The organism is Geobacillus sp. Manikaran-105, assembly GCF_002809955.1.
Classification (GTDB): domain Bacteria; phylum Bacillota; class Bacilli; order Bacillales; family Anoxybacillaceae; genus Geobacillus; species Geobacillus thermophilus.
Window position 1 is genome coordinate 22,977 of record NZ_PIJG01000017.1, and the last position, 24,553, is coordinate 47,529.

At 54.6% G+C, this 24,553-nt stretch carries 25 protein-coding genes and 1 riboswitch; of the genes, 4 read left to right on the forward strand and 21 right to left on the reverse strand.

Features of this window, described 5'->3' with window-relative positions:
* Positions 1-2: 2 nt before the first annotated feature.
* On the reverse strand, positions 3-941 hold the full coding sequence (locus CV945_RS06980) for a carbohydrate kinase family protein (RefSeq protein WP_100659444.1): 939 nt from the start codon (positions 939-941) through the stop codon (positions 3-5).
* A gap of 167 nt (positions 942-1,108) precedes the next feature.
* Complete coding sequence (locus tag CV945_RS06985) at positions 1,109-2,329, reverse strand: YeeE/YedE family protein (RefSeq protein ID WP_033010151.1); 1,221 nt, start codon at positions 2,327-2,329, stop codon at positions 1,109-1,111.
* Positions 2,330-2,479: 150 nt separating this feature from the next.
* On the opposite strand from CV945_RS06985, the gene mscL reads away from it, so the two are divergent.
* Complete coding sequence (mscL, locus tag CV945_RS06990; protein WP_100659445.1) at positions 2,480-2,875, forward strand: large conductance mechanosensitive channel protein MscL; 396 nt, start codon at positions 2,480-2,482, stop codon at positions 2,873-2,875.
* A 130-nt stretch (positions 2,876-3,005) separates the two neighbouring features.
* On the opposite strand, the gene CV945_RS06995 is transcribed toward mscL, so the two are convergent.
* From CV945_RS06995 to hutG, 5 genes are all read right to left on the reverse strand, one after another.
* Positions 3,006-4,334, reverse strand: coding sequence for a YjiH family protein (locus tag CV945_RS06995; protein WP_100659446.1), 1,329 nt, complete (start codon positions 4,332-4,334; stop codon positions 3,006-3,008).
* Positions 4,335-4,432: 98 nt separating this feature from the next.
* Entirely contained in the window at positions 4,433-5,707 is a 1,275-nt protein-coding gene (gene hutI, locus CV945_RS07000; RefSeq protein ID WP_100659447.1) for an imidazolonepropionase, read from the reverse strand.
* A gap of 14 nt (positions 5,708-5,721) precedes the next feature.
* Positions 5,722-7,377, reverse strand: a complete 1,656-nt coding sequence (gene hutU / locus CV945_RS07005) for a urocanate hydratase (RefSeq protein ID WP_198518486.1) — start codon at positions 7,375-7,377, stop codon at positions 5,722-5,724.
* Positions 7,378-7,600: 223 nt separating this feature from the next.
* Complete coding sequence (locus CV945_RS07010; RefSeq protein WP_100659449.1) at positions 7,601-9,082, reverse strand: helix-turn-helix domain-containing protein; 1,482 nt, start codon at positions 9,080-9,082, stop codon at positions 7,601-7,603.
* A gap of 4 nt (positions 9,083-9,086) precedes the next feature.
* Positions 9,087-10,055, reverse strand: a complete 969-nt coding sequence (gene hutG, locus CV945_RS07015; protein ID WP_100659450.1) for a formimidoylglutamase — start codon at positions 10,053-10,055, stop codon at positions 9,087-9,089.
* A gap of 270 nt (positions 10,056-10,325) precedes the next feature.
* Here hutG and CV945_RS07020 point away from each other — a divergent pair, with 270 nt between their 5' ends.
* Positions 10,326-10,742: a PaaI family thioesterase gene (locus CV945_RS07020; protein ID WP_015374492.1), complete on the forward strand. Its 417-nt coding sequence runs from the start codon at positions 10,326-10,328 to the stop codon at positions 10,740-10,742.
* Between the two features lie 356 nt (positions 10,743-11,098).
* Here CV945_RS07020 and CV945_RS07025 read toward each other — a convergent pair whose 3' ends face one another.
* The 12 genes from CV945_RS07025 to CV945_RS07080 form a co-directional block, all read right to left on the reverse strand.
* A complete protein-coding gene (locus CV945_RS07025; protein WP_015374490.1) occupies positions 11,099-11,581 on the reverse strand; it encodes a PaaI family thioesterase in 483 nt (160 codons plus the stop codon).
* A gap of 100 nt (positions 11,582-11,681) precedes the next feature.
* Positions 11,682-12,065 carry a VOC family protein gene (locus CV945_RS07030; RefSeq protein ID WP_100659451.1) on the reverse strand — a complete coding sequence of 128 codons (384 nt, stop codon included), beginning with the start codon at positions 12,063-12,065 and terminating at the stop codon, positions 11,682-11,684.
* Between the two features lie 15 nt (positions 12,066-12,080).
* The gene (locus tag CV945_RS07035) at positions 12,081-12,404 is read right to left on the reverse strand and encodes a hypothetical protein (protein ID WP_198518487.1); all 324 of its coding nucleotides are present in this window, start codon (positions 12,402-12,404) and stop codon (positions 12,081-12,083) included.
* Positions 12,405-12,485: 81 nt separating this feature from the next.
* Positions 12,486-12,590, reverse strand: a riboswitch (SAM riboswitch).
* A gap of 61 nt (positions 12,591-12,651) precedes the next feature.
* The gene (gene opp4A / locus CV945_RS07040; protein ID WP_100659452.1) at positions 12,652-14,436 is read right to left on the reverse strand and encodes an oligopeptide ABC transporter substrate-binding protein; all 1,785 of its coding nucleotides are present in this window, start codon (positions 14,434-14,436) and stop codon (positions 12,652-12,654) included.
* Between the two features lie 13 nt (positions 14,437-14,449).
* Complete coding sequence (locus CV945_RS07045) at positions 14,450-15,358, reverse strand: ABC transporter permease (RefSeq protein ID WP_100659453.1); 909 nt, start codon at positions 15,356-15,358, stop codon at positions 14,450-14,452.
* A gap of 21 nt (positions 15,359-15,379) precedes the next feature.
* Positions 15,380-16,348: an oligopeptide ABC transporter permease gene (gene opp4B / locus CV945_RS07050; RefSeq protein WP_100659454.1), complete on the reverse strand. Its 969-nt coding sequence runs from the start codon at positions 16,346-16,348 to the stop codon at positions 15,380-15,382.
* A gap of 18 nt (positions 16,349-16,366) precedes the next feature.
* Positions 16,367-17,293, reverse strand: coding sequence for an ABC transporter ATP-binding protein (locus CV945_RS07055; RefSeq protein WP_100659455.1), 927 nt, complete (start codon positions 17,291-17,293; stop codon positions 16,367-16,369).
* Positions 17,280-18,305, reverse strand: a complete 1,026-nt coding sequence (locus CV945_RS07060; RefSeq protein ID WP_100659456.1) for an ABC transporter ATP-binding protein — start codon at positions 18,303-18,305, stop codon at positions 17,280-17,282. Before CV945_RS07060 ends, CV945_RS07055 begins: the two co-directional genes overlap by 14 nt.
* Before the next feature lie 320 nt (positions 18,306-18,625).
* The gene (gene glpK / locus CV945_RS07065) at positions 18,626-20,116 is read right to left on the reverse strand and encodes a glycerol kinase GlpK (protein WP_100659457.1); all 1,491 of its coding nucleotides are present in this window, start codon (positions 20,114-20,116) and stop codon (positions 18,626-18,628) included.
* A gap of 49 nt (positions 20,117-20,165) precedes the next feature.
* Positions 20,166-20,984, reverse strand: a complete 819-nt coding sequence (locus CV945_RS07070; protein WP_100659458.1) for an MIP/aquaporin family protein — start codon at positions 20,982-20,984, stop codon at positions 20,166-20,168.
* A 207-nt stretch (positions 20,985-21,191) separates the two neighbouring features.
* A complete protein-coding gene (locus CV945_RS07075) occupies positions 21,192-21,593 on the reverse strand; it encodes a sporulation protein (RefSeq protein ID WP_050368554.1) in 402 nt (133 codons plus the stop codon).
* A gap of 197 nt (positions 21,594-21,790) precedes the next feature.
* Complete coding sequence (locus CV945_RS07080) at positions 21,791-22,042, reverse strand: hypothetical protein (RefSeq protein WP_033015581.1); 252 nt, start codon at positions 22,040-22,042, stop codon at positions 21,791-21,793.
* 322 nt (positions 22,043-22,364) lie between these two features.
* Between CV945_RS07080 and cspD the strand changes: the two genes are divergently transcribed.
* Both cspD and CV945_RS07090 read left to right on the forward strand, forming a co-directional pair.
* Positions 22,365-22,565 carry a cold-shock protein CspD gene (gene cspD / locus CV945_RS07085; protein WP_033015550.1) on the forward strand — a complete coding sequence of 67 codons (201 nt, stop codon included), beginning with the start codon at positions 22,365-22,367 and terminating at the stop codon, positions 22,563-22,565.
* A gap of 130 nt (positions 22,566-22,695) precedes the next feature.
* Positions 22,696-22,965: a DUF2564 family protein gene (locus tag CV945_RS07090; protein ID WP_100659459.1), complete on the forward strand. Its 270-nt coding sequence runs from the start codon at positions 22,696-22,698 to the stop codon at positions 22,963-22,965.
* A gap of 464 nt (positions 22,966-23,429) precedes the next feature.
* On the opposite strand, the gene CV945_RS07095 is transcribed toward CV945_RS07090, so the two are convergent.
* Both CV945_RS07095 and CV945_RS07100 read right to left on the reverse strand, forming a co-directional pair.
* Positions 23,430-23,645, reverse strand: a complete 216-nt coding sequence (locus CV945_RS07095; protein ID WP_100659460.1) for a zinc-finger domain-containing protein — start codon at positions 23,643-23,645, stop codon at positions 23,430-23,432.
* A gap of 6 nt (positions 23,646-23,651) precedes the next feature.
* A complete protein-coding gene (locus CV945_RS07100) occupies positions 23,652-24,317 on the reverse strand; it encodes a ribonuclease H family protein (protein WP_011230849.1) in 666 nt (221 codons plus the stop codon).
* Positions 24,318-24,553 lie beyond the last annotated feature (236 nt).

Sequence of the window (24,553 nt, forward strand, 5' to 3'; positions counted from 1 at the left end):
CATCATTCTCCTCCTTCGCGAAAATACTGTTCATGCGCTGCTCGCAACTGTTGTTCCGTCAGAGCGGGATGCACCGTTTCGGCCGTTTGCAGCGTAAGCGCCGCGCTGCTCATCCCAAAGCGGCAGGCGTCTTCTACCGTATGTCCGCCTAAGACGCCGTACAAAAATCCAGCCGCAAAGGCGTCGCCCGCTCCGGTGGCGTCGGTGACCTCAACCTTCGGCGCCGCAATCGCTTCTGTTTCCCCTTGCTTGGTGGCGTACGCGACGCCGTTTGCGCCGCGCGTGACGACAACGTTCTGGGCGCCGGCTTGAAGGATCGCTTTCATGATGTCGTCCGTATGTCCGTCGCGTCCCACAAATTCCTTAGCCTCCGCTTCATTCGTGACAAACCACGTCACACCAGACAAATCGCTGGGCAATCGCTTCACTTTTGGAACCGACACCGTCACAACACAAAGCGGGATGTCCTCTTGGCGACATTGTGCAATCACCGAACGAATGACATCCTCCGGGAAATTTGTATCAAGCACAACTGCAGAAATCGGACCGAGCCGAGTCCATTGCTGCTTTAGCCATTCTTCCCCCACTGTATCATAAATGGCCATATCCGCCAAGGCGAGAACCATCTCGCCGTGTTCATCGAGCACCGCTGTATACGTCCCGGTGTTCGCTTTTGGCGTTCGCACGATGAAGCTCGTATTGACATATCGGCTCGTCACGTCAACGAGCCACTGTCCATCGCGATCATCGCCAACGGTGCTGACGAGCGAAACAGGTTGAGCAAGCCGTCCTAAGTTTTCGGCGATGTTTCTCGCCACCCCACCCGCGGTTTGCGTCGTGGTGACGGGATGGGACGTGCCGAGCCGAAACGGAGTGAGCAACCGCGCCTTTCGGTCGACGTTCGCCCCGCCAATGCAGACGATCGAGGCCGTTTGCCGCATGCCTTTTCCCTCCTCTCCCAATGAACACCGCTGTCCTCCTTCCGCTCTCCCAAAACAAGGAAAACGATTTCAAACAAGCAGGCAGCTGCTCTTGTCGAAGCCTCACTGCCCATTGTACCATATGCCGTCCTGCATAAAGAAAGCACCCCGCCAAAACGACGGAACGTTTAGTTTTTGTACGCGCAATACGGACGCAGTTTGACGCCGATCAGGCTGCCGAGGAAAGCAAAGACAAACCACGCCCAGCCGTGGGCGCTGAATGACGCAATGCCGCCGAAATACGCGCCGATATTGCAGCCGAACGCCAGCCGGGCGCCGTATCCCATCATCAGGCCGCCGATCAGCGCACCGATCGTCATGCGCGTCGGACGCTTCCATTGCACAGGCTTCGTATAGCGGCCCGCGAGCGCCGCCGCCAATAAGGCGCCGACCATCAAGCTGATGTCCATCACAGTCGTTGTATCGTAGTAGAGGGGATTCGCAAGCGCCTGCCGTTTCGCTTCATCTTGCCAGTACGCCCAAGCGGTCGGGTCGATGCCAAACAGCTGCACGAACTTCGCTCCCCAAAGGGCGAAGGCGGACGTAATGCCCCAAGGCTTGCCGCTAATCATCAGCACAAGCGCGTTCGTTACAGCCAAGAGCAACGCCCCGACCAGAAGCGGCCACGGCCCTTTGTAAATCGCTTTCCAGCCATGATGGTTCTCAAGCGATGCAGCAACGCGTTGGCCGTGGCGTCGTTTTTCCATCACCGTCACCGCATAGTAGACGACCGCAAGCAAAACCAACTGAAGCAAAAACCCTCCCAAGGGGCCGAACTCGCCAATGAACGAGAACGGCTCCCATTGCGGCATCTTCGCCCACACGTCAAAGTGAGTCGTCGCAATGACGGAGCCAGCGATGAACCCGATGAGCGTCACGATGCCGTTCGCATCGCCCCCGCCGATATGGTACAACGTCCCCGACGCGCAGCCGTCGCCAAGCTGCATGCCGATGCCAAACAGAAAAGCACCGACGATGACCGATACTCCCACGCCAAATACATACCCTGACACCGGGTGCCCGAGCGCCGAGCCTTTCACGAGCAGCGGCAAAAACAACGCGCTGGCTGCCGCCATCATGATCATCTGTGCCCGAATGCCTTCCCCTTGGCGGTATAGAATAAACTTTCGCCAGGCGGATGTAAAGCCAAAATGCGCCTGGTACAATACAAATCCACCAAACGCCCCGAGCACATACAAAAGCGCCTGTTGCCAAGAAACGCGGCTATATAAGAACAACGTGCCACCGATCAATATGAGGATGGAGACCGCAATAATCCACGCAGTCAGATGTTTCGGGGCGTTCGCTGCTTGTTTCGCGCGAACATCTTGTTGTGCAGTCATTTCCATGGTGCACTTCCTCCTTTGCTGTTTGTTCATTAGCTTACTTTATAATACTATAAAATAGATTGTTTTTCTATGAATTAAATCAGAAAGTTTCAATGTTGCCACTGATCGGGTATAATGCAAACGAATCGTTTCAATAAGGAGGAGATCGGCATGTGGAACGAGTTTAAAAAATTCGCCGTCCGCGGCAATGTCATCGATTTAGCCGTTGGGGTGATCATCGGCGGGGCATTTGGCAAAATCGTGTCTTCGCTCGTCAATGACATCATCATGCCGCTCGTCGGCTTATTGTTGGGAGGCATCAATTTCAGCGATTTGTCTTGGAAAGTCGGCAAAGCGGAAGTGAAATATGGGGCGTTTATCCAAACAGTCGTCGACTTTTTGATCATCGCGTTTTCGATTTTCCTGTTTGTGAAATTGATCAACACGCTGTATGAACGGGTGAAAAAGCAGGAAGAGGTGAAGGAAAACGCGCCGACGCTGACGAAAGAGGAGGAGCTATTGACAGAGATTCGCGATTTGTTAAAGCAGCAGCGGGAAACGACGTGAAAGCCTGTCTCGAAGGTGGACAGGCTTTCATGGCGCTGAAACTTCTCAATCGGGTTGATGGAATGGCGGCGAACCTGAAAATCGCAGCCACCCCATCGATGTCCGTTTTCATCGAAGCGCCGCGCTCCCGTCAAAGCAGCCAATATGCGAGCGGCGCGGTGAGGATGAGCGTCAAGACGGTGCGTTCGAACCAAATGACAAGAAGCCGCGGCAAGCTGAGCGGAATTTCTGTAGATAAAATGCATGGAATGACAGCGGAAAAGAATAGGATCGCTGATACGGATACAACCGCAATAATGAATTTCGTGACAAGCGGAGCTTCGGTGACAAGCAAAGCGGGCAAAAACATTTCCGCGATTTCAATGGCCGAAGCTTTCGCGGCCAACAGCGGTTCAGGGATTTGCAACAGAAGGGTGAATGGATAGAACAGGTAACCCAACCAGTCAAACACCGGCGTATATTCAGCGAGCAACAGCCCGATCAGTCCGACTGACATAATGGACGGCAAAATGCCCATCGTCATGATGAAGCCATCGCGCAAGTTCTCCCATATGTTTGTCCCAATCCCTTTTGACTGTCCTACCGCTTTCATCGCCTCGGACCAAGCTTGCTTCATATAGCTTCCCGTCACTTTTTGTTCGGGATCTCCTTTGCCATCGTAATACTCGTCGCTCATGCGGCTTAGCGGCCAAATCCGAGCGGTGAACGCTGTAACGGCAAACGTGACAAGAAATGTCACCCAAAAATACGTATTCCAGATTGGCATGAGCCCCAATGTTTTCGCCACAACGACCATAAATGTCACGGATACAGTGGAAAAGCCGGTGGCGATGATCGCCGCTTCTTTCACGGTATATTTGCCTTCTTTGAACACTTTATTAGTGATCAATAACCCAATGGAGTAGCTGCCGACAAAGGAGGCGACGGCGTCGATCGCCGAACGGCCCGGCGTTTTCCAAATCGGCCGCATGATCGGCTGCATCCATACGCCGACAAATTCTAAAAGCCCGTAGCCAACGAGCATGGCGAGAAAGACGGAGCCAATCGGCACAAGAAGTCCGACGGAAATGACGAGCTTGTCATATAAGAACGGTCCCATATTCGGCTGAAACAACCATGACGGACCGATGCGAAACACCAACATGACCGCCGTAATCAGCCCAACAACTTTCAGCAGCGAAAAAACGACTGTTACGGCATCTTTGTTCCACGTTTTTTTATAAAATGGATAAATTGCACCGAGAGCGATCACGATCAGAGCATAATAAGGAACAAGTGCTGAAAACTGGGTGCGGATCCATGTCACAATATGATCGAGCAAAATCGATGATGTGCCGCCGATGGACACCGGGACGAAAAATACGAAAATGCCGATGGCACTAAAGACGAAAAACTTCCATGCCCCGCTGGCCGGCGTTGGCGTCGGCACGGATGGCGCTATATTTGTATCCGTTTTCATTCTCCTCCACCCCCATTGTTCTTTTTACCCCAACTTGCGCGGCCGGAAGCATAGCCGCTTCCGGTCGCTAAACACCTCGACGGAAGACCATTCCCCCTTCAGATGTACACCTTGCCGTCGTTCACCACCACCTTTCCACCTTTGATCACCGTCTCCGCATGGTTGACGCCGTAATAGTACATGATTTGCATATAATTCGGGACATTGAAAATGACCAAATCCGCTTTCTTGCCTGGTTCAAGGCTGCCGATCATATGCGCGCGGCCGATGGCGTGGGCGGCATTGATCGTGGCGGCGGCCATCGCTTCAGCGGGAGTCATGCCCATATGCAGGCAGGCAAGGCTCATGACAAGCGGCAGCGAGACGGTCGGCGACGAACCGGGGTTGCAGTCGGTCGCTAAGGCGACGGGAACGCCGGCGTCGATCAAACGGCGGGCGTCGGCGGCTTGGGTCATGAGGAAAAACGCCGTGCCTGGCAAGAGAACGCCGATGACGCCGCCATCGGCCATGCGGCGGATTCCTTCGTCCGACGCCCGAAGCAGGTGGTCGGCGGAGATGGCGCCGACTTCGGCTGCCAGTTCCGCCCCGCCATACGGCTCGATTTCATCGGCGTGGATTTTCGGCGTCAAGCCGTGCTCTTTGCCTGCTTCGAGGATGAGGCGCGCCTGGTCGGGGGTAAAGACGCCGCGCTCGCAAAAGACGTCGTTGAACTCGGCGAGCCCCCGCCGGCTCACTTCGGGAATCATCTCGTCAATGACAAGGCGGACGTATTTATCCGGATCGTGCTTCCACTCCGGCGGAACGGCATGAGCGCCAAGAAACGTGGAGACGATATCGACCGGGTGGGTGTCATCAAGACGCTTGGCGACTTCAAGCTGCTTGATTTCGTGCTCAAGGCTTAAACCATAGCCGCTTTTTGCTTCGACGGTCGTGACCCCATGAAGCAAAAACTGATCGAGCCGCCGCTTGCTTTCTTCATACAACATCTCTTCCGACGCCTCGCGCGTCGCTTTTGTCGTGGCATGAATGCCGCCGCCTGCGTTCATGATTTCCATGTACGTCGCCCCGCCGAGCCGCATCGTCCATTCGTGTTCGCGGCTGCCGGCGTAAACGAGATGAGTATGAGGATCGACAAGCCCAGGCGTCACCGTTTTGCCCTTAGCGTCAATGACTTCCGCTTCGGCGAGCCGATCGGCAAATTGGCGGGCCAGTTCATCGTCCGCACCAACCGCCACGATCGTGCCGTTTTCGATCCAGACGCTGCCGTTTTCGATGATGCCTAGATCGCTCATCTTCTCCTTGACGAGCGGAGCCGCGGAGCTTCCCGCCAGCGTGACGAGCTGGCGGGCGCGGCGGACAAAAAGCGGGCGCATATGGATCCCCCTTTCTACTTGAGCATCGGCATATCGATGCCTTTTTCTTTCGCCGTCCGGATGGCGAGCTCATACCCAGCGTCGGCGTGGCGGACCACACCAAGCCCCGGGTCGGTCGTCAACACCCGTTCCAACCGTTTTTCCGCCTCTTTTGTGCCGTCGGCGACGATGACCATGCCGGCGTGAATCGAGTAGCCCATGCCGACGCCGCCGCCGTGGTGAACCGACACCCAGCTCGCGCCCCCAACCGCATTCAACAGCGCGTTTAAAATCGGCCAGTCGGCGATGGCGTCGCTTCCGTCTTTCATTCCTTCCGTCTCCCGGTTCGGCGAAGCAACGGAGCCCGAATCCAAATGATCGCGGCCGATGACGATCGGCGCTTTCAGCTCTCCTTTGGCCACCATGTCGTTGATGATTTTGCCAAATTTCGCCCGCTCGCCGTAGCCGAGCCAACAAATGCGCGCCGGCAGCCCTTGGAATTGAATGCGTTTTTGCGCCATGCGAATCCAATGGCAAAGCCGCTCATTGTCGCGAAATTCACGCAAAATGACTTCATCGGTTTTGTAAATGTCCTCAGGATCGCCCGAGATCGCCACCCAGCGGAACGGGCCTTTTCCTTCGCAAAAGAGCGGGCGGATGTAGGCCGGCACAAAGCCCGGGAAGGAAAAGGCGTCGTCCACCCCTTCGTCTTTTGCCACTTGGCGGATGTTGTTGCCGTAATCAAACGTCACCGCCCCTTGCTTTTGCATCGCGAGCATCGCCCGCACATGCGCGGCGATCGACTGTTTTGCACGGGCGATGTACTGCTTCGGATCGCGCGCCCTGAGTTCGGCGGCCTCATCAAGCGTAAGGCCAGCCGGGATGTAGCCGTTTAACGGATCATGGGCGGACGTTTGATCGGTCAAGACGTCCGGCACAAAGCCCATTTCGACGAGACGCGGCAACACTTCAGCCGCATTGCCGACAAGGCCGATTGACAGCGCTTTTTTCTCTTCCTTCGCTCGTTTCGCCATCGCAAGCGCCGCCTCCAAGCTGTCGGTCATCGTGTCGAGGTATTTCGTATCAAGGCGGCGCTGAATGCGGGCCGGATCGATTTCGACAGCGAGGCAGACGCCGCCGTTCATTGTCACCGCGAGCGGCTGCGCCCCGCCCATGCCGCCAAGGCCGGCGGTTAGCGTGATCGTCCCGGCGAGCGTGCCGCCAAAGTGCTGGCGTGCCACTTCGGCAAACGTTTCATACGTTCCTTGAACGATTCCTTGGCTGCCGATGTAAATCCAGCTGCCAGCCGTCATTTGTCCGTACATGATCAATCCTTTTTTGTCGAGCTCATGGAAATGATCCCACGTCGCCCATGCGGGTACGAGGTTGGAGTTGGCGATCAGCACGCGCGGGGCGTCCGGATGCGTGCGAAATACCGCCACCGGCTTGCCGGATTGAATGAGCAACGTTTCATCGTTTTCTAAACGAAGAAGGGTGTCCACAATCGCCTCGTAACATTCCCAGTTGCGCGCCGCCTTGCCGATGCCGCCGTAGACGATCAATTCATCCGGCCGCTCGGCGACATCGGGATGCAAATTGTTGTTCAGCATCCGCAGCGCCGCTTCTTGAATCCATCCTTTCGCCCGCCGCTCAGTTCCCGCGGGCGGGCTGACGGTCCGTTTTTCTGCCATCGTCATCCTCTCCTTTTTCCTCTTTGCTTTTCATTGTAAGGGAGCGAAGAAGGAGAAGATAGGCGCACGTCTTTTAAAAGTGATCACATTTTTTTGAATTTTCTATTTCCTCTCCGTTTTATTTGTTCATTTTTTTCGATATCGATCCATTTCTTTTGAAACATACGCCGCCCCCTCTCGCCCGCGATCCGGCAAGGCTGCGCTTTGCCACAGACAAAACCGCCTACCGCGGCGATGGCGGTTTCGGCCGTTGTTCGTTGCGGTAGGCGGTCGGCGTCTCATTCAGTTCGGCTTTGAAGACGCGCGTCAAATAATGGGCGGTGCGAAATCCGGTTTGTTCGGCGATTTCTTTGATCGACAAGTCCGTCTGCCGAAGCAGCCGCTTCGCTTCCTCAAGCCGCCGATTCGTCAGCCACTGGCGAAACGTCACGCCCCGCTTTTTCGACAACAAATGGCTGAAATACGCGGGACTGCGCCCGGCAGCGGCCGCGACCCGCTCAAGCGTGAGCGACGGATCGCGAAAATGCGCCTCCATATAGCGGAGGCCGCGCTCCACGGCGTCGACGCGCGCATCTTCCTCGGCCTGCTTGGCCTCGTGGAACAACCGATATAAAAATAAAATCAATTCTTGAACGATGCGATACAAGACGGGATTGTACAAAATGTCTTGAAAGATGCGCATATATTCGCGTTCGGTTCCGCCGCGGTCAAGGCCGTATGTTTTCATAAACCGGCGGATTTGCGCCAAAATGCTTGTCAGCCGCGTCCGCACCATCTCCGGACTCGGAAACGGCGGCGACCAGTGCCAAAACTCGCGCTGCAGCCACCGTTTCACCGCTTCGTGGTCGAACCGCTCGAGCATCTCGATCCATTGCCGCTGCTCCTCGGGCGTCAAAAACGGATCGAGCTCACGCCACTGTTCGTATTCCGAAGCGGGAGCGATCACTTGGCGATAGCCAATGAAAAACGTCGTCTCGAGCAACCGGCGCGCCGCTTGGTATTGCGCGCGCACCGTCCTCCGGCCATCAGGCGGCATCACGACAACCGCGAGCGGCTCATGATGATCTTCCTCCCAATCGCGCAGCAGCTTCCACGCCTCTTCTTTCCCGTCGCCCGGCAAATCGGGAAGCAGGCAAACCGCCATACGGGTGAGCGGCAATACACGCGCCCGTCCGCGAAACGGGTAATCCATCAAGAAACGGATCACTTCTTGAGACAAAGCAGGCTGTTCCGCCTGCACGAGCCATACATGCGCGGAGGCCGTGGAAGGAACAGCGCAAAATAATGAGCGGTAATCGTCGTGATGGGCGTCCAACCCCGTCGGCAAGCCTGGACGCCCCGGGGAACGCGACGCCGCCGTCCGCAGCGCCTGCTTCAGCTTGGCGGGCTCAAGCGGCTTCACAAGCAAATCGACGCATTGCCAGTCGATGGCTTGTTTCGCCCGCGCGAACGTCGCTTCGGCCGTTGCGGCAATCACCCGCTGGCAAAACAAGCGGACGTGGGCGGTCGCCTGCGGCCATCGTTCATACGGAATCATATCGAGTTCGACGTACAACAGCTCCGGCGCCTCCCGCTCCAAAACGGCCATCATCTCCTCCACGCTTGCTGCCGTATACACCTGTTCGATCGGCAAGGAATACGCGGACACGAGCCAGCGGATCGCTTCCCGTTCTTTGTCGTCCCGTTCGGCAATGACCAATTTCACGTTCTCACCGCCTTGGCTGCAAGCGTTGAAAATGAAGGAGCGCCTCCATGCAAAAGGAGGCCGCCAACGCCACCGTTTTTCCGCCTTCATCCAAGAGTGGATTGACTTCGCAAAGGTCGACGCTGATCGTTTTCGGATGGGAAACGATTCGGCGGATGAGCGCGCGCGCCAGAGACGGGGCGAGCCCAAACGGCGACGGCGCGCTCACCCCCGGCGCGGCGGCCGCGCTGATGGCGTCCATGCAAAAGGTGAGCATCACCGCATCATGATCGGCGGCAAATTTCTCAATTTGTTCATAGGCAGCCTCGATCGGCCCTGCGGTCAGCTCGTCTTCCAGCATGTAACGGCACCGATACGTCTCGGCGTCCGCAAACAGCGCCGCCGTATTGCCGAGCCGCTGAATGCCAAGGCAGAAGTAGCTCACTTGATCGTCTTGATCCAATATTTGCCGAAACATCGTCCCGGATGTCGAGCCGTCATCGTACGGGCGCAAATCAAAATGGGCGTCGATGTTGATAATGCCAAGGCGGGCATCCGTCCCAAGCGCTTCCCGGACGCCCAAGTAATGCCCATACGCCGTCTCATGGCCGCCGCCGATCACGATAGGAGCCATGTTGTGTTGCAGGAGGCGGGCGATGGCTATTCCGAGCTCGGCTTGGCTCTGTTCGAGATGTCCGTCCACGCAAACGACATCGCCTGCATCGTACGCTGCGGCCCCTTCCGGAAGATGCCAAGGCAGGCGGGCGAGCGCGGCTTTGACGGCAGCGGGCGCCTCTTTCGCCCCTTGGCGTCCTTGGTTGCGGCGCACGCCTTCGTCGCACGCAAACCCGATGAACGCCGCCGCCCGTTCCGCCGGCGCGAATGGCTGCGACAAATCAAGCAAGCGAATGCGCTGATGAAGGCGAAACGCCCGCTCGTCCTTCACGCTGTCGATCCGCCCGGTCCAATGGCCGGCGTCTGGCGGTTGATACATAAGACCCTCTCCTTTCCATCATCCGCTGCTTGTTTCTTTCGCCGTTCTTTCACTGTTCTCCTTCCCGTGCACGCAAAAAGAGGAAATCGCCGCCGTTTGGCGAATAAAACATCCATGAGCTCATTTCGCTCACCACCCGATGAAAATCGCTGCTTTAGGATCCATGATGTTCACCGAAACGATCCGCGGGCGGCGTTTTGCCCTCCATCCGGGCATGAAAATGACCCCATTTTCATGGAAACGCAATGGATGACAGAAAGGATGTTCGAGATGAAGCCAATTACCAACTTGCATGACGTCATTGCCGGAAAAAGCGCGCCGCCGCCGTGCGATGAGACGCTCGGCGTCCGCCTGGCGGAAGCCCGGGACGGCTATGCGAAAGGGGTATGGACGATCCATGAATCGCTCCTCAACGGCAACGGGGTGATCATGGGCGGGTTCGTCGGAGCGGCGGCGGATATTCTCATGGCGTATGCGGTGACCACCTTGCTTCGCGATGACCAGCTGCACGCGTCCATCAACTTGCAGACGACGTTTCACCGCCCCGCGGCGGCAGGGGAAGCTGAAGTGGAAGCGCGAGTGGAAAAGTTCGGGAAAACTGTCGCCTATGTGACTGCCGTCGTCCGGCAAAACGGCAAAGAAGTGGCGAGCGCCACGTCGTCGGTGCTGATCATGGACAAACCGTGAAGGTGATGGATCTCCAAAAGGCGTTTTTGCGCATGCTCGTTCTCCTTGGATTCGACGAGTCCAAACAGCAGCTGCTGTTGTTGTTTTGAAACGCATGGAAAGCGATGATCAGAGGAATCCGAGAAAACCGGTGAAAAACGATGATGTTCGCCAAATCGGTGGTTTTGTTGAAAAAGGAGAACCAATTTCACAAGGTTTCCCCACTTGAGAAGAGGCGTTGTCGAGTTGCCTTTTTCATGACATCATCAGTCCTCAATGGCGAAACGAGGTGAGGCGCAGCCGTTTTCGACCAGTTGCCAAGCGCCGGAGAAAGCGCTGTCAAAAACAGCCGCCCTCCGGCGCTTTTCGTTTGCTTGTCATCCCTGGACAAACGTTTTCGGCATGACGACCGCGACGACTTGACCGCGGGCGCACAGTTCGCCGTTGGCGAACACCTCGGTGTCCACTTGCCATTTTTTCGGGTGAATCTCCGTCACCGTTCCGACGGCGACAAGCGGCACGCCATGCGGCGTCGGCTTGACAAAGTCGACGTGAAGCGACGCGGTGACAAAGCGCGGCGGCGTTTCCCCGCTTCCCGGCTCATGGCCGTTTTTCCGATGCAAGGCAAGCGCCGCTGAACCGGTGCCGTGGCAATCAATGAGCGAGGCGATCAGCCCGCCGTACACAAACCCGGGGATCGCCGTATGTTCCGGACGCGGCGTATAGACGGTCACCGTTTTGTCTCCGTCCCACCCGGTGCGGAAATGGTGGCCTTGTTCATTCAGACGCCCGCAGCCGTAGCACCAGGCGAATTCATCCGGGTAGTCGTCTTGAATGGCGCGAATGACTTGCGGCTCCATCTGTTCTCCTCCTCTCCCCTTTACCTATACGCGGTGCACTCCCTATTTTCCTTCTTGCACGGCAAAAGGCGGCCATACCGATGGCCGCCTTCCCCTTCGTTCATTGCGCCGGCTCGTAAAACTCGATCCATTCGCCGTCCGGACCAAGGAAAAATAAGTATTTCGCCCCGTTTGGGAGCGTTGTAATTTCATCCCACACTAGCGGGACGCCGAGCGACTGAAGCCGTTCTTTTTCCTGCTCGATGCCTTCGACCGTAAACGCCACGTGGTGCACTTTTCCTTCCGTCGGCAAATCCGGGTTGTATCCTTCGATCAGCTCGACGACGATCGAGCCGTCAATCCCTAAAAACGCCAGTTTCATCGTTCCGTTCGTATGAATCATTTCGTCAAGCAACTCCAGGCCGACGACGTTTTGGTAAAATGCCTTTGATGCCTCGATGTCTTTTACTTGAATGCCGACATGCTCAAATTTTTTGACTGCCATTCGTCCTCTTCCTTTCTATGACTCCATTAACCATACAGCTTGTAAATACGGCGTCATCCGCATTGGAAAAATCCCTTTTTTCCCAAGCTCTGTCCATATGTAGCGATCAAGGGCGTACGGTCCGTCCGCCTTCCATTCGTCCGCCTCGCTGTCGGTCAACAACACTGAAAAGGTTGTCCCTTGCGCTTTCCCATACAAATGAACGTATCCGTCCCCACGGTCGACATGAACCGCCGCTTCAGGGTCAAATCGAATCAGCTCCGCCTGCACGCAGCGCATGACATGAACGGCGAACGCAGCGGCACGGAGATGAGCGGCCATGCAAGCTCGGATCGACATGTCCCTCTCCACTATTTCCCCCTTCACCCCCTATCGACAAAAACCCCTTTCGCCTCGGAATGATGCGAAAGGGGGCAGCCGTTCTTATCATCCAAAGCGAGACCGCTTTGCGGGTGTTAGCACCTTGCCGGCGGCAGGTTGCTGTGGGGTCATCAAGCCCGTTCTCTCGCCCACTCTTGATAAGACGTATGATCATTTGTCTTTCATGTTACCATATCGAATCCCATAGAAGCAATCGCTTTTTTGTTTATTCCGCCACTTCCGGCTGCTCGGACGTGACGCCGACATCTTTCCACGTCAGTTTCGAGCCCGGATCGACCGTGAAGTTGGCGACGCGGTTGTTGACGGCATAAATGGCCGAACGATACAACGTCGGAATGACCGGAACTTCTTCGTTCATCAGCTGTTGCCATTCACTGTAAATTTTCCGACGATATTCTTTGTCAAACGCCTGTTCGGAATGACCTTTTTCCAACAGTTCATCGTTTTTCTCATTCACCCAGCGCGAGTAGTTGAACATGACGTTGCGGCCGTACAATCCGTACGGGTCGACGTCCGTTCCCGTTGCCCAAGCGGCGGCGTAGACATCCACTTTCGGATCGTCTTTTTCGACCATATCGTAGAAGGAGTTGAACTCCGCCAAGCGTCCGTCTACAAGCTGAACATCGAGGCCCACATCTTTCCAGCATTGCATATAAAATTTGGCCAGCGGTTCAGCGATGTCCCCACCGCTCATCGCCAAGAAGTTGACCTTGAATTTTTTGCCGTTTGGATCTTCGCGGAGGCCATCGCCATCCACATCTTTATATCCCGCTTCATCCAGCAATTGTTTCGCTTTTTCCGGATTGTACGTATACCCTTTGATGGAACTGTCATGATAGCCCGGGAACGACGGCGGAATGAGCGTGTTCGCCGGGAAGCGCAAACCATGATACAGGCGGTCGGCCACCTCTTGGTTGTTGATGGCGTACGCCATGGCTTGGCGCAGTTTTTTGTTTTGGAATTTCGGATTGTCCATTACGTTTTCCTGCTTTTTCGCATCCCAATGGCCGAGTTTAAAGCCGATATAGTTGTACGCCAAATCCACTCTGCCGATAAACTGAATGTTTTTCGTCCCTTTCGCGTTCAAATATTGGTCAGTCGGGAACTCAGCGACGTCAATTTCGCCTTTTTTCAGCGCTTGCAGGACGACTTGCGGGCTGACGACTTTCAAAATGACGCCTTCCAAGTTCGGTTTGCCAGCCCAGTAGTCATCATTGCGAACAAATTCGACCGACTCGCCCGGAACGATTTTCTTCACTTTAAACGGACCGAACCCGATCGGGTTTTTCCGGATTTTATCCGATTTCGCCAAGTCTTTGATCGGAATGTCTTTCAAGTAATGCTTCGGCAGCGGATACGCCCAAATGCCAGTCAACACCGACGGATTGGCCTGTTTCCATGTGATCGTCAACGTCTTTTTGTCGATGACTTTAATGCCGGAAATTTTATCCGCTTTGCCGCTATGATATTCTTCCATCCCGACGATGCCTTGGATGAGCGCATCGCCATAGCGGACGCCGGTGTAATCTTTATGGCCGATGACCAAATACGCATACTCCAAGTCTTCGGCGGTCACCGGCTGGCCGTCATGCCAATTCACATTGTCTTTAATATGGATTGTCATCGTCTTTTTATCATCCGACAACTCATACGTGGCAGCCCCATCATTTGTAATTTCATAGTCACCGTTCGTCCGGAAAAGCGACTCGTCAAAAAATTGCAAAATCTCTGCGTCGGGCGCTCCGGTGTAGAATGCATAGCTGAGCGTCCCTTCAAACGGCGTATCGGACACAAGGCCGTATTTCAACACGCCGCCATCGATGATTTTCCCGTCGTTTTTCACCGTCATCGGGAATTTGCTGATGTCTTCCTTCTGAGCCGCCGGTTTTTCGTTATTGTTGCCCTTTCCGCTCGTTGTGTCGGATTTGCCCGTGCACCCGGCGAGCACGAGCAAGAGCGCGGCGAGAGCCGCCAGCCATTTTCTCTTCACATTTTCTTCCCCCTTATCCTAGTCGTTGTCTTGCATCAGCCGCACGTTTCAGCGCTTGGCCGATGAAATTTATGCACAGCATCATCACTAAAATAAGCAATGACGCAGGCAACCAAACCCACCATTTGTTTTGCAAAACATCCGGGTTGGTCGCATAGCTGACCAACGTCCCTAAGCTCGGCGTGCTCTCCGGCAGCCCGAAGCCAAGATACGTGAGCCCGGACTCGATGCCGATGTTGCCCGCCAAATTTAACGTCAAATTGACGATAATGATCGAGCTGAGGTTGGGCAAAATTTGAAAAATAATGATTTTCCAATCTGGCGTGCCGAGCGTTTTTGACGCGCTGACATAATCCAGCTCGCGCTCGGCAAGCGTTTTGGCGCGGATCAGCCGGGCTTTGCCCGTCCACAAAAACGCGCTCATGATCAAAATGAACGTCAATACATTATATTTAGGCACAGTGGCGACAAAAACAATAACGAGCATCAAAAACGGCAGAACGAGAATGAAATCGATGATGCGCATAATGACATTGTCAATCCAGCCGCCGAAATAGCCGGCCACCAATCCGACAATGAGGCCGATCGCCCCAGTGATGAGCGTAATGGCCAGCCCGATCGTAAACGAATTGCGGGCGCCGATGATGAGCTGGCCAAACACGTCGCGCCCTCCGTAGTCTGTGCCAAGCCAGTGTTCCGCTGACGGCGGAGAATAGATGGAAAGAAAATCCACTTTCACGATTTCCTCTTGATCCAAAAAGAGCGACACGCCATAGACGATCGACAAAAGGATTCCTAAAATGATGAGCGAACCAAGCGCGAGCCGATCCCGAGCCACCTCCCGCCACATGATCGAAAAGGCGGAAGGGCTTTTCTCGATGTTCGCTCCGGCCGGCGTTGGGCCGCTGATTTCCGCTTTCATGTCAGCTGCCTTCCTCCTTCCCTACTCAATCCGGATGCGCGGGTCGACCGCACTCAAAATGATGTCCGACAACAGCGTGCCCACCAGCGTCGCTAGGCCGGAAATCATGACGAGCGCCGTCACGACGCTGTAATCCCGCTGCATAATCGACTGCAAAAACAGCTGGCCAAGCCCCGGATAGCTGTAGATCGACTCCAAAAACACGGAACCGCCGACAAGCCCGGTGATCTCATACCCTAAAAACGCCGCGATCGGCAAAAACGAATTGCGCAAAATATGGCGCCAATAGATGTGCCGCTCCGGCACGCCTTTCGCCCGCGCCGTTTTCACGAAATCTTTCACTTTCGTATCGACGATTTCGCTGCGCAAATATTGAATCGTAACGACCGTGTTGATGAGCGCTCCCGACAACGCCGGAAGCATGAGATGGTTCAATTTGCTTAAATAGTAAGCGAGCGTCCCTTCCTCGACCTGAACGTCCACGCTGCCGCCGGTTGGAAACCAGCCAAGGTGAAAGCCGAAAATAAACAGCATGATCAAAGCAAAAATGAACAGCGGCGTGGCAAACCCGAGATAGCTGTAGCCGACGATCAGCTTATCAGCCCATGTATCTGTCCATCGCCCCGACACGATGCCAAGCGGAATGGCAATCAGGTACGTCAAAATTAAAATCGCCGCCGACAGCAACACCGTATTCCCGATCCGTCCGGCCAGCAGATCAGTGACCGGCTGCTGGTGGGTATAGGAAAGGCCGAGATCCCCTTGCAGCATGTTTTTCACCCAACGGATGTATTGAATATGTACCGGGTCATTCAAGCCAAGTTTTTCTCTCATTTCCGCAAGCGTCTGCGGATCCATTTTCGGGTTGGCCGCCAGCTGTCCTGTCAGCGCATCGCCCGGCATCGCCTTCGCCAGCAGGAAAATAAGGACGCTTAACAAAAATAGCTGCGGAATCATGATCAAGATTCGGCGCAAAATAAACTTCAACATCGTTTCGTCTTCCTCTCTTTACGGAATCGCTACGGAGTGAGTCGGTGAAATGGATTTCAGCGGATACGCCCGCCCATTTTCATCAAAATAGCGCGAATACGCTTGCGCATATTCTTCTTCCACTTCTCGGCGCAGCGCCGCCTGTTTACTGCGTTCGCGCGGGTCGGCATTCGGAATGGCGGAAAGCAGCCGCTTCGTATAAATATGTTGCGGATTCGTAAAAATTTCCTCGCTCGTCCCTTCTTCAACGAGCCGGCCGCGGTACATAATGCCGATCCGGTCGCACATATGCCGGATAATCCCTAAATCATGGCTGATGAACAAATACGTCAGTCCGTACTCCTGCTGGATTTCTTTCATGAAATTCAACACTTGCGCCTGCACCGACACATCAAGCGCCGACACCGGCTCATCGGCGATAATGAGCTTCGGGTTGAGCGTGAGCGCCCGCGCAATGCCGATGCGTTGGCGCTGTCCGCCGGAAAATTCGTGCGGATATTTATAGATCGACTCCGCGCTCAAGCCGACCCGTTCCAAAACGTATTGCACCTTCTGCCGCTCCTCTTGCGGGGACAGGCGCTCGAAATTGCGGAGCGGCTCAGCGACAATATCGAGCACACGTTTGCGCGGATTGAGCGAAGAATACGGATCTTGGAAAATCATCTGGATGTCTTTCCGATACGGATGAAACTCGCGGCGGCGGAGCTTTGTCAAATCTGTTCCTTCAAACAGCACTTCACCGGCCGTTGCCCGAATAAGGCCGATGATCGTGCGCCCCATCGTCGTTTTGCCGCAACCTGATTCGCCGACAAGCCCGAACGTTTCCCCTTGATTCAAAGAAAAGCTGACATCGTCCACTGCACGGACATGGTCGATCACACGGCGGAAAAAACCGCCGCGCACCGGATAGTATACTTTCAAATGGTTGACGTTAAGAAGCGCCATAGTCGACCCCACCTACTGTTTGATCATCTGGAAAATAAAAATGTTGGTAGCATGTGCAGCGCACCCAATGCCCCGACTCCACTTCGCGCAGTTTCGGCTCCTCCTCATGCTTGTCGGCTCCGATCCAGCCGATGCGCGATTGGAAACGGCAGCCGCGCCGCGGCAGTTTATGCAGCGGCGGAACGATCCCTTGAATGACATGGAGCCGCTCTTTTTTTGTTTGGGCGGACGGGATCGACTGCAACAACGAGCGAGTGTATGGATGGAGCGGCCGGTGGAAAATGGTATCGACGTCCGCCAATTCAACGATTTCCCCTGCGTACATGACGGCTACGCGGTCGGCCATTTCCGCCACGACCCCTAAATCGTGCGTGATCAAAATAATGCTCGTTTTCATTTGTTGCTGCAACTCTTTCAAAAGCTCCATAATTTGCGCCTGAATCGTCACGTCAAGCGCTGTCGTCGGCTCATCGGCAATCAATAAGGGAGGTTCGCAAGCGATGGCGATCGCGATCACGACCCGCTGCCGCATTCCTCCAGACAGTTCGTGCGGATAGCGATGATACACTTTTTCCGGTTCCGGAATGCCGACTTTGTGAAGCAAGTTGATCGTTCGTCTCTTTTTTTCGGCTGCCGACAAGCGCAGATGGTAGTCCATGCTTTCCTCGATCTGCCGGCCCACCGTCATGAGCGGATTGAGCGCCGTTAACGGATCCTGAAAGATCATTCCGATTTCTTTGCCGCGGATACGGTTCAGTTCAGAAATGGAGAGCGACAGCAAATTTGTTCCTTTAAACTGCAAGCGCCCCTCAATCTTTGTCTTTTCGGGCGGATGGAGGCCCATGATCGACAAGGCGAGCGCGCTTTTGCCGCACCCCGACTCCCCGACAAGAGCGACGACTTCGTTTTCCTCGATCGCCAGCGAAACGTCGTCGACCGCCGCATAGTAGTCATCCCCAATGCGAAAAGAGACTCGCAGCCCCTCAATTTCCAACAACGTTTGCTTTGCCAATGTGTCCTTCTCCCTTTTGTTAGTTTCACTAAATTTTAGACTATGTATAATATTTTGATATTATTCTATCATATTTTTTTAGTAATTCAATATTTTTTTGTAAAATATCAGTAAATTTTTTGATTCCTTCCCAGTCATATACCTGATAGAAAACGCGACTGTGAACAACAGTTTGGTTTCCAGCGCCCCGTTTTGGACAATAAATTGGCGGACGCTCCGTGAAGGAGTCATCCGCCTAAGTGATGGACAGAAAAGCGGGAAATGGCATAGCTGGCCGCGTCCGCCCATTCACGATCGATTTCCGTTTTGTTTCCTAATGCTTATTTAAACGCCATCGCCGCCCGCACCGCTTTTTTCCAGCCATCATAGAGCATCGTTCGCTTGTTGTCATCCATCTTCGGCTCAAACCGGCGCTCGAGCTGCCATTGGGCGGCGATGTCATCCCGGCTGTTCCAATAGCCGACGGCCAATCCGGCCAAATACGCCGCGCCCAAGGCCGTCGTTTCATTCACGACCGGCCGTTCAACCGGAACGGCCAGCAAATCGCTCTGGAATTGCATGAGGAAGTTGTTTTTCACGGCCCCGCCGTCAACGCGCAGCGTCGTCAGCGAGATGCCGGAATCGGCTTCCATGGCGGCAAGCACATCTTTTGTCTGGTAGGCGAGCGATTCCAACGTCGCCCGGATGAAATGCTCTTTCGTCGTGCCGCGCGTGAGGCCAAACACCGCCCCGCGCACCTCGCTGTCCCAATACGGCGTGCCAAGCCCGACGAACGCCGGTACGACATACACCCCGTCGGTCGACTCGACTTTTTCGGCGTACGCTTCGCTGTCCGCCGCCGTTTTGATCATCCGCAAGCCGTCGCGCAGCCATTGAATGGCCGAACCGGCGACGAAGATGCTGCCTTCAAGGGCGTATTCGACCTTGCCGTCTATTCCCCAAGCGATCGTCGTGAGCAGCCCGTGTTTCGACGCGACCGCCTTTTCCCCGGTGTTCATGAGCATAAAGCAGCCGGTGCCGTACGTATTTTTCGCCATCCCTTCCGTAAAGCACGCCTGCCCGAACAAGGCCGCCTGCTGGTCGCCCGCCGCCCCGGCGATCGGCACCTCGACGCCAAAGAAGTGATAAGGGGCGGTTTTCGCGTACACTTCCGACGACGGCCGAACCTCAGGAAGCATCGCCTTCGGTACGCCTAGGATATCAAGCAGCTCGTCATCCCACTCGAGCGTATGAATGTTGAACATTAATGTGCGCGACGCGTTCGAGTAATCGGTTACATGGGCGCGGCCGCCGGACAGCTTCCAAATGAGCCACGTATCAATCGTGCCAAAGAGCAGCTCTCCTCGCTCCGCCCGTTCGCGCGCCCCCTCGACATGGTCCAAAATCCATTTCACTTTTGTCCCGGAAAAATAGGCGTCAATAAGCAAGCCGGTTTTTTCGCGGAATAGCGGGTCATACCCTTTCGCTTTCAGTTCATCGCAAATGCCGGCCGTCTGCCGCGACTGCCAGACGATGGCGTTGTAAATCGGGTTGCCGGTGTCTTTCTCCCACACCACCGTCGTCTCCCGCTGGTTCGTAATCCCGATCCCTGCCACTTGTTCCGGCTTCACTTGCGCCTCGGACAAGACGCTCGCGATGACGGCGAGCACCGAGCCCCAAATTTCGTTCGCGTTATGCTCGACCCAGCCGGGCTGCGGAAAATATTGCGTAAACTCTTTTTGCGCCATATGAACGATTTCGCCCTTTTGATTGAACAAAATCGCGCGCGAACTCGTTGTGCCTTGGTCGATGGCTAAAATGTATTGATTCATGACATTCTTCCCCCTTCACCTTTATTTGCTTACAAACCCGGTACGCCAACTAGAGAGAACGGCGGCTTGCGGCGCTGGTTGTTTTTCCTTTTGCCATCTTCGCCGCCGCCAAAACGACTGCGGTTGCCGCCAGCACTCCCCATAATGCGCCTGTCGGTTTTCCCAAGAAAACGGCTTTATAGACCAAACTGCCTAACGCGCCGCCAAGCAGCGGTCCGACGATCGGCACCCATGCGTACGACCAGTTTGATGATCCTTTCCCTGGGATGGGCAGCAAAAAGTGGGCTAACCGAGGCCCAAAGTCGCGGGCCGGATTAATGGCGTATCCGGTCGTGCCGCCGAGCGACAGGCCGATCGCCACGATCAAAAAACCAACGACAAACGGATTAAGCCCATCGGCGAACTGGTTGGCGCCAATGGCCAAGATGGCCAACACCAACACAAACGTGCCGATGAGCTCGCTAAGCAAGTTGGCAGCCGCATTCGGCACGGCCGGACCTGTCGCAAACACGCCAAGCTTGACGCCCGGGTCGTCCGTTTCTTTCCAATGCGGCCAATAGTGGAGGTAGACAATGACCGCTCCCATGACGGCCCCAAGCACTTGCGCCGCAATATAGCCCGGCACGTCTTTCCACGGAAAATCACCGGCGAGCGCCAACGCGACTGTCAGCGCTGGATTGAGATGGGCGCCGCTATACTGGCCGACAGCGTATACGGCCACGGCCACCGCCAACCCCCACCCCATCGTAATAACAATCCAGCCGGAGTTGGCCGCGTATGATTTTTTCAAGTTGACCCCGGCGCATACACCCGCGCCGAAAATGATGAGCAGTGCCGTGCCGATGAGCTCCCCTAAAAATGGCGACATTTGTTCTCTTCCCCCTTTTCTTCATTTCGTGATTTCTTCTTCCATTTCCTGTTTGTCCAGCCCCTCCGGAGGGTGAACCGTTGGGCGAAAAAGCAAAAACCCACACACTTCCCCGCCCATCAACGAGGAATATGTGTGGGTCTCCGCTTCTCCACCACAACGTATTAACTTGCTTTTAGCATATCATCTGTTGAAAACGCTGTCAACCTATTTTTTCGACAAAATTTGCACATAATCGAAGTCGAGCGTATCGGCCGCGTCTTCGATATGAAGGCGGGTGATGAACCGGTACGACCGGCCGGGGCGCGATGGCGGAAAGGTTTCCGGAATCGTGTAGGAAAACGGGATTTCCTTTTTCTCGCTCGGCTTGATCGAAAACGCTCCGGCCGCCGGAATGACGGCGACAATGGCATCCAGTTCCTTGCTGTTTTCGATTGTTTTTTGCACGAGCTCCACATCGAGCCGCTCGATCCTTTGTTCCACTGTTCCGCCGTAAATGTGGACGATCCCTTGAATCATTTCCCCCTGGCGCCATAACGATTTATTTAAGATCAAGTCGACGTGCGCCGACCCGACTCCGACTCTTGACATCATTTTGCGCAATAACACCGTAGTCACCTCTTTGTCTCTCTTGTCGTCATATCATCATACGAAAAAACGAAGCCGCTTGTTTCAACGCGAGCCAAAAAAGAAACAGACGATGCTGGCGCGGCACGTCTGCCCCTGGGAGAAACAAGGACGAATGCGGCTTGTTTTGTTACCGCTTACATTCGAGATTACCGCATTCGCCTTCCGCTGTCAATTGGTTATTCGTACACATTTTCGTTTTCGATAATGTAATCGATTCGAATGACCGGGACGTCCTGTTGCTCGACTTCCGCGACAATCAAGCCGACGCGGTCATTATAGATGCAAAACATATCCTGCCCTTTGCGAAACGCCGACTCTCCGTACGAAAGAACCATGTGGTAAATTTTATTGTCGCTGAAATAGCGGAGGCTGACCCGGTTGCCCAATCGAACGATCACTTCTTTTCCCGCGATTTTTCCGCGGTACATCCGCTTCTCCCCCTTTTCGTCGTTCCTATTCCAATGTATGGCCGTTGTTGCCCGCTCATGACTTTTTTCTCCCCAGCGGCCCGTTTTCCTTTTCAACGCATTGTTTTTCGGGCCGGCAAACAACTTTTTTTCGGAAATTTCCTTTCTTTTGCTTGACGCGGCCACCCGCGGTAGTGTATAGTAAAGTCATCACATAACAGAATATATTTCAGGCATTCAACATGAAGACGCATCTTGGATGGCTGTGAAGTATATTTTGTTATTTGATAAAAATCTTGAGGTTAGCCGAACAGGCTAAAGGTATTAGGAGGAATTCAGCATTATGCAACGTGGTAAAGTAAAATGGTTTAACAACGAAAAAGGCTATGGTTTCATCGAAGTGGAAGGCGGTTCGGACGTATTCGTTCACTTCACGGCGATCCAAGGTGAAGGGTTCAAATCGTTGGAAGAAGGCCAAGAAGTTTCGTTTGAAATCGTACAAGGAAACCGCGGACCGCAAGCAGCGAACGTTGTCAAATTATAAGACTTCGTTGACATAGACGAGAGAACGGGAGCGGAAAGAAAGGCATCCTGCACCATCGCAGGATGCCTTTTTCATTTGATTGGCATAAATTTCACCAAGCGGCAAACAATAAAGAAAAGGGGGTGTTCATATGGTCAGACGCGATGCCGACGTACATACGGGATACAACGACTTAAAGCAAGTGGAAATGTTCGTCGAAACGGCGGAGAAAATGGTCGGCCAGGCGACGATGCAACTCGACCCTGAGATGGTTCACCATGCCGAACAAGCGGTGAAAAACGCCCGCGACCAGTTGGCGCGCGCTCGCCGAGAAGCGACAGGCGTCGATGGCGATTTCCTCGCCCGCTGTGAACAAACGTTGGCCCGCGCCGAGCATCAGCTTCGCGAGGCGCAGCAATAACAGCAAAACGATATATATAGATGCAACGAAATCGTTTAACATATCCTTGACGGAAAAGTGGCTCATCCATTTTTGACTGTCGAAGGCAAGCCTATGGCTTGCCTCCGTCACGCTTTAGCGTGACGGAAGACCGAACAACGACTCGCTTCCAGACCCATTCATGGGTCTGGAAGCGGTGTTGTTCGGTCACTCGACAGTCGATCCAATGCTCAGTAAAAAATTGCATCTATTAAGGCGGAGGACAAACAGCGATTTCCTTTTGGAGTGAAAAGAAGAACTGCTTTTGAGGTTTCTCCATGTTAAAACGTATGTTCTGTCAATCACCGGCCTTCGCAGCGCATCCGCTTCCTCCGTTCAAACGCCAAAGCTTGCCTGGTCGCAGCCGGCACCGCCCCAGGCCCGCGAAAGCGCAGATTAGGGCTCCTATCGCCCGCACCAACCGCCTCTTGAAAAAAATTCCTTCATTACCGACGCGGACGCGCCGGCGCTGACAGGAGCATCTCTCCGTACTGCCGCATTTGTTCCCCGACCGTGCATTGCTGGATGCAAAACGATTGGGCGTACGTTTTGCCGTACTCTTTCCGGAACGCGCTTTTTAAAAAGCAGCCATCGCAGTACGTTTCCTCCAGCCAAGCGATTTGGTCCAATATTTCTTTGCGTCGGTTCCGCTTCTTTCCCATACGACCTTACCCTTTCCCTGTCAATTCCGTTCGGCTTGTGATGATCTGCCCTTCAAGCGCCTGGCGGGCGAGCGAATCCGCCTCTTTATTTTGTTTGCGCGAAATCGGCTCGTACGCCGGTTCGATGTGAAGCTCGCGCATTTTCGCTTCAATGCGGTCAAGCCAGATGTTGAAATCATCCTCAAAACACGGCCAATCGCCGGACAGCTGCTTTAACACGACGTGGGAGTCGCCGCGGAACGTCACCGGCAAATGATGGACGCCAAGTTCCTCGAGCAGCTGCATGACAAACCAAAACGCCGCATACTCTGCCTCATTATTGGATTTGATTTCGCCGAGCCGGCGGTTGGCGCGCAGCCGGTAGCGGTGGTCGTTTTGCTTATAGTACACGACCGCCCCTGCGCCGCCTTGGGACGTCTCATGATCAAACCCGCCGTCGAAATACACAACGATCTCATGCGGCTCGCCGGCGATCTCCTCAAGCAGCTTTTGCAGCTCTTTTTTTGACCACACCGTGCCGTTTCGATCGACGAACTCCACTGTTTTCGTCCGCCCGGTTTTTTCAAAATCATCCGCCAAAGCGAGCGCCTTTTTGGCATCGACCCAATCGGAGACAAGAAACGCCTCTTGTTTTTTCGGCGTGATATACGTCCAGTGGATTTGTACGTCCAACGCATTATCACCCTTCCGCGTGGCGATGATCGGAGCTGGTTTTTATTTTACCACACTTGCGCCCTTGTTCATTACCTAATATTATGCGCAATTTCTTCTTGTATCAACCATTTTGCCGCAGGCGCCCATCTTTTTTCCAGTGTGAGTAAAATATTTGTGGGTGACATTCAGGAATGATTCCCCGACGAGGGTTGCGAACTTTTGTTCGCGACGCTCGTCGGGGCCACCAAGCGAAG

What these genes read in the sequence shown, in the direction of transcription:
- CV945_RS07070 (WP_100659458.1), bottom strand. Translation starts at nt 20,984, where the DNA reads ATGTCGCCATTTTTAGGGGAGCTCATCGGCACGGCACTGCTCATCATT.
- CV945_RS06980 (WP_100659444.1), bottom strand. Translation starts at nt 941, where the DNA reads ATGCGGCAAACGGCCTCGATCGTCTGCATTGGCGGGGCGAACGTCGAC.
- CV945_RS07025 (WP_015374490.1), bottom strand. Translation starts at nt 11,581, where the DNA reads ATGGAGCCGCAAGTCATTCGCGCCATTCAAGACGACTACCCGGATGAA.
- CV945_RS06995 (WP_100659446.1), bottom strand. Translation starts at nt 4,334, where the DNA reads ATGAAAACGGATACAAATATAGCGCCATCCGTGCCGACGCCAACGCCG.
- glpK (WP_100659457.1), bottom strand. Translation starts at nt 20,116, where the DNA reads ATGAATCAATACATTTTAGCCATCGACCAAGGCACAACGAGTTCGCGC.
- CV945_RS07045 (WP_100659453.1), bottom strand. Translation starts at nt 15,358, where the DNA reads ATGAAAGCGGAAATCAGCGGCCCAACGCCGGCCGGAGCGAACATCGAG.
- CV945_RS07095 (WP_100659460.1), bottom strand. Translation starts at nt 23,645, where the DNA reads ATGGGAAAGAAGCGGAACCGACGCAAAGAAATATTGGACCAAATCGCT.
- CV945_RS07030 (WP_100659451.1), bottom strand. Translation starts at nt 12,065, where the DNA reads ATGGCAGTCAAAAAATTTGAGCATGTCGGCATTCAAGTAAAAGACATC.
- opp4B (WP_100659454.1), bottom strand. Translation starts at nt 16,348, where the DNA reads ATGTTGAAGTTTATTTTGCGCCGAATCTTGATCATGATTCCGCAGCTA.
- CV945_RS07020 (WP_015374492.1), top strand. Translation starts at nt 10,326, where the DNA reads ATGAAGCCAATTACCAACTTGCATGACGTCATTGCCGGAAAAAGCGCG.
- CV945_RS07055 (WP_100659455.1), bottom strand. Translation starts at nt 17,293, where the DNA reads ATGGCGCTTCTTAACGTCAACCATTTGAAAGTATACTATCCGGTGCGC.
- CV945_RS06985 (WP_033010151.1), bottom strand. Translation starts at nt 2,329, where the DNA reads ATGGAAATGACTGCACAACAAGATGTTCGCGCGAAACAAGCAGCGAAC.
- cspD (WP_033015550.1), top strand. Translation starts at nt 22,365, where the DNA reads ATGCAACGTGGTAAAGTAAAATGGTTTAACAACGAAAAAGGCTATGGT.
- CV945_RS07080 (WP_033015581.1), bottom strand. Translation starts at nt 22,042, where the DNA reads ATGTACCGCGGAAAAATCGCGGGAAAAGAAGTGATCGTTCGATTGGGC.
- hutU (WP_198518486.1), bottom strand. Translation starts at nt 7,377, where the DNA reads ATGGCAGAAAAACGGACCGTCAGCCCGCCCGCGGGAACTGAGCGGCGG.
- CV945_RS07035 (WP_198518487.1), bottom strand. Translation starts at nt 12,404, where the DNA reads ATGTCGATCCGAGCTTGCATGGCCGCTCATCTCCGTGCCGCTGCGTTC.
- CV945_RS07090 (WP_100659459.1), top strand. Translation starts at nt 22,696, where the DNA reads ATGGTCAGACGCGATGCCGACGTACATACGGGATACAACGACTTAAAG.
- hutG (WP_100659450.1), bottom strand. Translation starts at nt 10,055, where the DNA reads ATGTATCAACCGCCAGACGCCGGCCATTGGACCGGGCGGATCGACAGC.
- hutI (WP_100659447.1), bottom strand. Translation starts at nt 5,707, where the DNA reads ATGCGCCCGCTTTTTGTCCGCCGCGCCCGCCAGCTCGTCACGCTGGCG.
- mscL (WP_100659445.1), top strand. Translation starts at nt 2,480, where the DNA reads ATGTGGAACGAGTTTAAAAAATTCGCCGTCCGCGGCAATGTCATCGAT.